The sequence below is a fragment of the Pontibacter ummariensis genome, assembly GCF_900188175.1.
Lineage (GTDB): Bacteria > Bacteroidota > Bacteroidia > Cytophagales > Hymenobacteraceae > Pontibacter > Pontibacter ummariensis.
Genome location: NZ_FZOQ01000070.1, coordinates 1 through 2,228 on the forward strand (window position 1 = coordinate 1; position 2,228 = coordinate 2,228).

Here is a 2,228-nt window from a genome sequence, read left to right on the forward strand (position 1 = left end):
GTTTCGTTACTATTCAAACCGATATTACAGCACTGAAAAAGTCTGAGTTGTCTCTTTCGGAGTTAACCAAGGACCTTTACAGGCAAAACTCAGACCTGCAGCAGTTCACTTACATCGTGTCCCATAACCTCAGGGCCCCGCTGGCTAACATGATGGGACTTGCCAAACTATTAACGGTCATGGATAAGAATGCGGGAGTGTACGACGTAGCTGTACAAAACATGCAGGAAAGCGCTAACCGCTTAGACACGATCTTTCGGGACATTAACATGATCCTGTCTGTGCGGGATAACAGACACACACTGGAAAGGGAGCAGGTGGACCTGGCTGAAGTATATCAGCAGGCTCTCCAGGGCCTGCAAGAGTCGTTGCAAAAGTGCGGTGGCAGCATAACTGTTGATTTTGAGAAAGACATGTGCGTGAGCGGGAACAAAGCCTACCTCCACAGTATCTTCCACAACTTGCTGTCTAATGCCATCAAGTACCGGTCTGAGGAACGCTTGCTACAAGTGCACGTAAGTTGTTCCCAAAGCACTAAACAAGGGAAAGTCATAACATTTTCCGACAATGGCTCCGGCTTTGATGTGCAAAAGGCAGGAAGTAATGTCTTTAAGCTCTACAAGCGGTTTCATGCAGACAAAGAAGGCAGAGGCATAGGACTTTACCTGGTAAAAACGCATCTGGAGGCAATGGAGGGAAGAATTGAGGTAGAGAGCCAGGTAAACGTAGGAACCCGATTTTCAATCTATTTCAATTAAAATCATCAGTGCACTCTTATATTATCGACGACGACCACATCAGCATTTTTCTAACAGAGCAGGCCCTTCGGAAAGAAGGGATATCCGAGGTTGCCACCTTTCATTCGCCAGAAGAGGCTCTGGGCCATCTGGTTCAACGAATTCCTGACAAATTGCCGGACCTCATCCTCCTGGATCTGAACATGCCCACTATGAGTGGTTGGGAACTGCTTGATGCCCTTGTCCCTTATGAAGGAAAGTTACAGAACAATACGCATGTCTTCATTCTGACGTCTTCTCTAGACTTGTCAGACTCCATCAAATCCCGGGAGTATAACCTAGTCCAGGGGTTCATCCATAAGCCCCTGGACAGAGAGGATATTCAAGCTATTCTAGCCCATATACAGGAAAGTCACTAAAACAAACCAACAAAGTTGGTTCTACTCTAGCAATCTTACTCCTGCCCTATGCTGAGGTGACCTGGTAAAGTATCTATGCTACCTGAAAGATCTTTTGTTGTTATGCTTCTGCTTACATGTTCGCAAATGCCGTTGTGTTCGCTTGATACGAGTAGAGCTTAGAACCCACCATGAGCCTACAAAGGCTACATAGCAAGTAAAAATGAAAAAAGCGCCTTGAAAGAGACGCCTTTTTCACTCAAGGTAAAGTATAGGAATCAGTACTGGATTAACCAGTAGAAGCAATAGTTTATACGATAGCATCTTCTGCTGGTTCAGAAGAAAGAATAATACGCGTAAGTAGCAGAACTAACATTCCTCCTTATACATGACAGCCCCTTTACCTCTCTCCCTCTATCCCTCTAGCCAGGGCTACGGCATTTTTTCTCAACAGGCAGATACAGAAAGGCGCGGTAACGACTAACGGCAGTGGAAGGGTTGGTTTCACTGATTGGCTTGACATAAACCTGTTCCTTGCGCTTTGTTACTTTACAGCTGATAACCTGGTTATCGACAGCGGTGCTAGTTCGGGAATAAAACCTTTGGCTTACCAAAGGCACACGCCACAGCCAGTTTCAACCTACTGTAGTTTCCGGGGAGTAGGGGCCGGGAAAGGCAGTTGTAACTACGACCTGTTAGAAAGCAGCCTGGCTATAACTTAATTCTCACTCGGATCATAGTGCTGGGAAGCAGAGTTTTTTTAACAGGAATACACTTCCGAGAATAAGGTCTTAGTGGATCCGGCCCTTTAATTGGAATAGAGCTGGTATATCAAAGCAAACCAAGGTACTAGCAAAACTGTCTCTCCTTAAGAAAAGGACCTGGGCTTTCCATTGTGCCTGATGGCCTTGCACGAATTCCTGCAACCTATCTCCAGATGGCAAGGTCTGACACTTGTGTAACTTTTGGTCCTAACCTAAGAAAAGGGTAGCTTTAAGCCTGCAAATTAACCTTTAAGCACGTACTTTGAACTTTCTGATCCTTCTGGCGGGCTTTGTCGCCTTAATCCTCGGGGCTGACAAGCTTGTTGATG

At 45.7% G+C, this 2,228-nt stretch carries 2 protein-coding genes; both read left to right on the plus strand.

Going from position 1 to position 2,228, the window contains the following annotated elements:
• Positions 1–758, plus strand: a 758-nt coding sequence (locus tag CHB92_RS25380) for a sensor histidine kinase (RefSeq protein ID WP_144266409.1), incomplete at its 5' end; no start/stop codon positions are given.
• 8 nt (positions 759–766) lie between these two features.
• Positions 767–1,156 (plus strand): response regulator, encoded by a 390-nt coding sequence (locus tag CHB92_RS25385; protein ID WP_179223171.1) that lies wholly within the window; start codon positions 767–769, stop codon positions 1,154–1,156.
• Positions 1,157–2,228 lie beyond the last annotated feature (1,072 nt).